This window comes from Agrococcus sp. KRD186 (assembly GCF_017168255.1).
GTDB lineage: Bacteria > Actinomycetota > Actinomycetes > Actinomycetales > Microbacteriaceae > Agrococcus.
This window is the reverse complement of sequence record NZ_JABFAP010000021.1, coordinates 1-5972: the sequence shown is the minus strand read 5'-3', so window position 1 is coordinate 5972 and position 5972 is coordinate 1. Positions and strand designations below refer to the sequence as shown.

6 protein-coding genes and 1 pseudogene are annotated in these 5972 nt (G+C 64.7%); 6 read left to right on the top strand and 1 reads right to left on the bottom strand.

The annotated features are described in order from the left end of the window. Positions 1-76: 76 nt before the first annotated feature. The 5 genes from J1M46_RS15105 (at position 77) to J1M46_RS15085 (ending at position 4620) form a co-directional block, all read left to right on the top strand. Positions 77-1498, top strand: coding sequence for an MFS transporter (locus J1M46_RS15105; RefSeq protein WP_342384421.1), 1422 nt, complete (start codon positions 77-79; stop codon positions 1496-1498). A 252-nt stretch (positions 1499-1750) separates the two neighbouring features. Further along, positions 1751-2674, top strand: a complete 924-nt coding sequence (locus J1M46_RS15100) for a hypothetical protein (RefSeq protein WP_206448807.1) — start codon at positions 1751-1753, stop codon at positions 2672-2674. An 86-nt stretch (positions 2675-2760) separates the two neighbouring features. Next, positions 2761-2907 (top strand): hypothetical protein, encoded by a 147-nt coding sequence (locus tag J1M46_RS15095; RefSeq protein WP_206448806.1) that lies wholly within the window; start codon positions 2761-2763, stop codon positions 2905-2907. 165 nt (positions 2908-3072) lie between these two features. Continuing rightward, entirely contained in the window at positions 3073-3912 is an 840-nt protein-coding gene (locus tag J1M46_RS15090; RefSeq protein ID WP_206448805.1) for a DUF5677 domain-containing protein, read from the top strand. 213 nt (positions 3913-4125) lie between these two features. Further along, complete coding sequence (locus J1M46_RS15085) at positions 4126-4620, top strand: hypothetical protein (protein WP_206448804.1); 495 nt, start codon at positions 4126-4128, stop codon at positions 4618-4620. Positions 4621-4842: 222 nt separating this feature from the next. Here the strand turns inward: J1M46_RS15085 and J1M46_RS15885 are convergent, their stop codons facing one another. Beyond that, complete coding sequence (locus tag J1M46_RS15885; RefSeq protein WP_206448803.1) at positions 4843-5292, bottom strand: TIR domain-containing protein; 450 nt, start codon at positions 5290-5292, stop codon at positions 4843-4845. 446 nt (positions 5293-5738) lie between these two features. Here J1M46_RS15885 and J1M46_RS15075 point away from each other — a divergent pair. After that, positions 5739-5972, top strand: a pseudogene (locus J1M46_RS15075) (IS21 family transposase); the annotation flags it as partial.

Sequence of the window (5972 nt, the reverse complement as noted above, 5' to 3'; positions counted from 1 at the left end):
CTGACATCACGCACGCCGTTCTCCTGACCACTCGTTTCCGTACCTTTGACAGTTCAGAAACTAGGCAGGGAACGGCGTGCGGCCGTCACGGCACGCTCAACGCGCCCACAGGTATGTCAGGAGCGCCACAATTTCACCAGCTTGGAGCGCGCTTTCTCCCGACGACTTACCTCTGGATCATGAAACGGCCTTCGATGCTGATCCCCGGACGCTTGTAGGCCCGCTGCGGCCTTGCCTTCTCGTGGCGGGCCGTGCGGCGGACGTGCTCGGCAGGCGGCGCATGTTCCTAATCGGCGCATCGCTGCTGCTCACCGGGGCGATCGTCGGCATCCTCGCCACCAGCGCCGAAGCGCTTTTCGGGGCTCGAATCGTGCAAGCTGCCGGAGCCGCGGCGCTCAGCCGGGCAGCGATGTCGATGCTCCTCTCACGCACGGAGGGGCCGGCCCGCCTCAAAGCGATGAGCAACTGGGGTGCCGCCTCGACGATTGGCGGCGCCCTCGGCGTCTCGCTCGGCGCACTCGGCGTCTCGCTCGGCGGCCTCGTCGCGGCGGCGGCCGGCTGGAACGCGATCTTTGCGATCCCAGCTAGCGCCGCGGCGGTCGCGCTGCTGCTCGGCATGCGATGGTTGCCCGCCGACGAGTGCGGAGCACGACGATCGTTCGACGGCGCCGGGGCCGCAATGGCCACGGGCACCGCACTGGCATTGGCTTTCGCCATCCTGTCGGTGCCGCAGCACGGCTGGTGGTCGGTTCCGACCGTCGGAGGCGTGCTCGCGGGGGCGGGTCTCGCCGTGCTGCTGATGCGCCACGAGCGTCGAGCACCCGACCCGCTGTTCCCTCAAACGGTGCTCAGCAGTCCGCGCGTGGTTGCGGGGCTTGCGGTCAACATGCTCGGCGGAGGAGCACGGATCGCTGCTTTCGTGCTCGTCGCGTTCCTGCTTCAGCGAGTGCTCGCCATGGACGTAGGAGCTGTGGGGCTTGCGATGCTGCCAACGTCCCTGTTCGGCTTCGCGGTCAGCGTTGCGCTGCTGCCTCGGCTGCTCGCACGTTACGGACCGGAGCGCGTAACCGCGATCGGCTGCCTGACGCTGGCAGTCGCACACCTCGTGTTCGCCACAGCGACGCCTGGGACTTCATATGTGCTGCACGTCCTGCCGGCCCTAGCGCTCGCTGCCGCCGGGGTGGCGATGAGCTTCACCCCGACGACCCTGGTGATCGCGAGGGAGGTTGCCCGCCGAGACTCCGGCGTTGGGTCCGCGCTGGCGTCAGCGAGCCCACAGCTCGGCGGCTTGCTCGGGATTGCGGTGTTCGGCGCCGTGGATGCGCTCGTCACCACTGGGGAGCGCGCCGCGGGTGCTGCGGGCGTCTCGGCCATGTTCCTCGTGGCCGCCGGTTTCTCCGCGGCCGCCGGGATGCTTGCACTTTGCGGCCTTGTGCCGCGCGGGGCGCACTCCGGTGGCCCGCGGGCGATGCCCGCGGTTGCACAGCCCGGTCACTAGCCCAGTTCTCGGCGGTTGCCGCGGGGATGTCTTCGAGCACTTCGGCGTCCCCCGACTCTGCTGCTGCACGTGCCGTCCGAGTCGGAGTCATCGCGGACTGCGAAGCGGTCCTCGAAGAACGCTTGCATAAGCCTGAACTTGTCGCGCCCGATTTATCGCGTCGGACAACCGGGTCGATGTGTCACCCTCATACACTTGCGTATGGCTTCAAAGCGCACCGTCAAGCCGCGTCGGCAACCTCGACTACTGCTGATGACGCTGACGTTCCTCGCAGGCGCTGGCCTCGCCATAGTGTCGTGGTTCTTGAAGGATCAGGATCCTTGGTGGAGCGCCCTCCTCGCGAACATGGCAGTGGTCGTCCTTCTACTTATTCCCGGTGAACTGCTCTTGGCGGGCGTTCGAAATCGAGTCGAGACGGTAGCCGACACGGCAACGAGGGCTGAGCTGACTGCGGACCAGGCACAGCAGTCGGCTGAGGCCACGGCTCGCTCGCTGGACGAAGTTCGTCAAGTCCTCGTAGACAGGCAGGTTGACGAGCTCGAAGCTTCGATCGACCGCTATCGCGACATCGTGAAAGTGCCCGACCGCGAGTCGCTGATCGGTGCACTGCGCCAGGCAACGCAAGAAGACCTCATCACATCGGACGGTGTCCGTGTTCCGGTATGGGAGACAGACGTCCATTACCGATTCGTCGTGAGCGAAGCGGAGCCTAGTCTTGTCGTTCGTTTGGAGCAGGACGACGGGACTGTTCTGTCGGAATCCGCCTGGGACGTACACACTTCGCCGGTCGACTTCTACCAGGCACTAGTAAGCGCTGTACGTGCCGCAGGCAGAGATCTAGGCACTGGGTTGAATCTCCCGACGCAGTCGGTCGAGGAACTCTCCGCGATGCTGGTTGAAATCACGAGACTCCGCTCCCAGGAACTCGCCGGTCATCGGCAGACGTTGAGGAGGGTCATCGAAAGGCGCAACGGTTGGTACTTCACCGAGGAGAACGTCCTTCCGGTTGAGAACCTTAGTTACACCATCGGCGTCGACCGGCTCCATGAGCCGGACTGGGAGGAGCACCTGCGCAACAAAGGCTGGTACACCGCACCGGATGCCATCCAGTTCGCGCGGAGGCTCTACGATTCTGGAGCGCCCAGGTCTTCAGCATCCTCCGGTGGCGAAGCCTGACTACGCGCCTCTAGCCCCGCGCGAGCGCGCGACCGCTGAACGCCGTCGATCATCAGAGATACCGGTCGTTCAAGTAACCTGCGGTCATGACCCAAGTGCATGTCCACAATCAACCCCCTTGGGCCAACACCTACTCGGTGGACGGCACGTTCGGCTGGCCGGATATGTCCGGCTTGAGAGAAGCGATGGTTTGCTCGAATCAGGCCAGGGTTCCGGCGCTTCCGGGTGATTGACATCTGGTACAGCAGCGATCGCCATGGACATTTTGACTTGGGCCGCATGTCTTCCCCGAAGAGGTCACCGGGACCGATGACGACCGTCTCGGCGCGATTGCACCGAACTACTTCCGGTCGAGCTGAAATGTTGCGCTCTAGGCCTGGAGCACGGTAGCGACGGCTATGGAACTCTCGACTGCTGAACTGGACGAGCTGGCACGCGAACTACTCGACGCGTGGGACGCGGACGGCCACCCGACAGAGATGTCTCAGCCCCGAGCGCGCTTGGGTAAGCCAATCGGCGCCGCTGACGTTGCGCGGATGGAGTGCGTGGTTGGCTTGGCTCGTCATGTCCACGAGACGACCAGGGCGATACGACTGCTGCTCGACAACGGGCATCTGAATGCTGCAGTTCCGCTCGTTCGGCTCGTGTACGAGTGCGCTTTGACCGCGACCTGGCTCGTGCAGAGCGAAGACCACAACGGTATTAAGGCGTTCTTGCATGAGTACACGCGGCAGCAGAGCAACCTCCAATCGGCGTTGACGCGGGCGGTAAGCGCGACGTTCCGAAGCAGTCGCGGCGCCGTGGCTGATACGAACATGGACGAGTACCTGGGTTCCAGCGACAACGCACGCCGGTTCGACTTGATCTGTGAAGACCTCGAACCCGGGGGCGCGGACGCCTATATCTTCTACAAGATTCTCAGCTCGATCAGCCACGCGGGAGTGCGGCTTGTGGACCTCTACTTTTCGGCGCCGCCCCGGGGGCAAGTAGTGCCTCCGCCGCGACAGATACCGGATGCTCCGCTCGATCCTGAGCTGCTCTTGTTCCTCGCGAGCGCGTCGATGGTGTGGAGTGGGCGCGCAGTGAGCTATATCAGCAAGAACAAGACCTACCGCAGTATGCTGCGCCGCGCCGCAAGGCAGTTGGAAATTAAGGCAGAGCTGCACCTGAGCGCGGCCTACAGCAAGCGGCATGGGGAAGCTCGCCGACGAGCTCGCCCGCCGAGGGACAAGCGCTAGTTTGTGGCCGGGCAAACTGACACAGCCGTCGACATTCTCGAGTTTTGGGATCGTGTCCAGCCCGCTGCGCGACGAGCTGACGCCGGAAAGCCCCGGCGGCCACGGCGACCTGCTCCAACCGACGCCCAGTATGCGTGTCGGCCGTCGTTGTGCCGCCATGGCTAGGCTATTCGTAGGAACGGCGAGACTCGATCCGGCGAAAGGGCGCAAACGATGACCTACCAAGACGAGGAGTCGATCAAGAGCGCGCTGCAGATCGATTCTTGGAGGAACCTCTCGAAGGAAAAGTTCCTAGCATTCGCCGGGAATCTCGACAAGATCGACAAGGACGTTGCGCTCGCAATCGTCGGGGAGTTCACGAACTTCAAGGCTCTGGCGTCAGACGCACTCCACGAGGTCACCCAGCAGTTCGAGGCCGTCCTCCGTAGCCATGACGAGGGCAGCAAGGATGCGTACAAGGGATGGAAGCGCTACCAGAAGCAACTGCAGCGCGAACTTGACCGTCCCGACCTCACGAGTGAGGAGCGCTACCAATTCTTAATGGAGTTCCGGGCGGCCTCAGAAGCGATCTCCAAGGATGGCGACAAGCGCAACGCATTCCTCCTGAAGATTGCTGGCGTCGCAGCGACGGTCGTCGTCACAATCGTCGCAGCCGCTGTCGCTGTGCTGGGCGGGAAGAGCCAGCTCGGACCGGGCACCCGGAGCTAGGGGGACCGCTGCTGCGCGCGCACGAACACATGTGTGCTGAGCCAATTGTTGTCGCTGGCGATTCATGCGCGTTTCGGCTCGCTACGGCAACCCGAACCCTCGATGTGGGGTGACGCCCGCATCGAGTGTGCGCCGGCGCGGCAGGCAGCCTCTGGCAGCCGGGGATTGGCGGGTACTCATTGACATGGGGTGTCCGAGAGATGCGGCGCGCGGCCGCGCGTGCTACAGACGGACGGTCTCCGCGACCTTCGCGGCGATGTCGGAGAGTGGCAGGGTGGGGCCTGTCGTGAGCCCCGACCGGGCTGCAAGTAGCGGACTCACGTCGCGAAGCGCCTCGAATGTGGTGCCGTGTGCCACCGGAATGACCCGGTCCGTTGCGAGCAGGGCAGAGAGCTCCTTGTCAGCGATCCCCTCCTTTTCGATCGACTTCAGCAACTCCGGCGTCACGAGGACTATGCCAACCCGCGACAATCGCAGCCCCTTGTCGATCGCACGCAGCAGCGAGGTCCCCAACGCAACGTCCTTCTGGCTAAACCACACCGACACGTGGAGGTCCTCGAGCAGGTCGTGGAACTCTTGTGCGACTGTCTCCCGATCCGCCCACGCGTGGCAGAGGAATAGGTCTCGTCGACCGGGATGCGCCTGCGACTGCTGCTCGACCTTCTGTCGCACCGGTTCGAGGGTGCGCCGGTCCGCGAGCGTGTAGGAAACCGCGCGACCGCCGTCAGCGCGACGGGGGCCTCCCGGGCGCCAGCCGCCTGCGCCCCCGCTACTCACGCTTGGGCGTATGGGCGCGCCATAGTAAGGACGGGCGTAGCGGTTGTGTGTGATCGACTGTTTACAGGCCGGTTGTGCAGGGTTTTCCGGCCCATGTAGTGGCCGGTTTCCTGCCGTGTGAGCGCGAGAATCCGGCCACCGCGGCGTCACGTCCGTGACGGTGCCCGAGGGTGCCGGCTGAGCGTGCGTGACGTGTTCAGCATTCATATCGGCGACGGCGTTCGTGCGGCCCGGCTCGGGCTGGGGTCACGGGCCCGTCACCGTCGATAGGTTCCGGTCGGCGCTTCCAATTTGGCAAGCGGGGCGCCGGAGAGGAACCGGTAGAGGAGATGACGGTACCCATGACCGTTGTAGAAAATATCAGGCGGCTCGATGCCGATGGCGTGCCGGGGCGGGAGATCGCGCGGCGCCTGGGGGTGAGTCGGGACTCGGTGACGAAGTACACGCAGGCGGTGGACTTCTCCCCGGTGGTGCCGGTGGCGGCGGCGCGGCCGGGCTCGGTGGTGCTGGCGGGGCTGGAGTCGGTGATCCAGCAGTGGCTTGGCGACGACGAGCGGCGTCCGCGGAAGCAGCGG

Coding starts and splice junctions, on each gene's coding strand:
- J1M46_RS15100 (WP_206448807.1), top strand. CDS start 1,751: ATGACGCTGACGTTCCTCGCAGGCGCTGGCCTCGCCATAGTGTCGTGG.
- J1M46_RS15095 (WP_206448806.1), top strand. CDS start 2,761: ATGACCCAAGTGCATGTCCACAATCAACCCCCTTGGGCCAACACCTAC.
- J1M46_RS15090 (WP_206448805.1), top strand. CDS start 3,073: ATGGAACTCTCGACTGCTGAACTGGACGAGCTGGCACGCGAACTACTC.
- J1M46_RS15085 (WP_206448804.1), top strand. CDS start 4,126: ATGACCTACCAAGACGAGGAGTCGATCAAGAGCGCGCTGCAGATCGAT.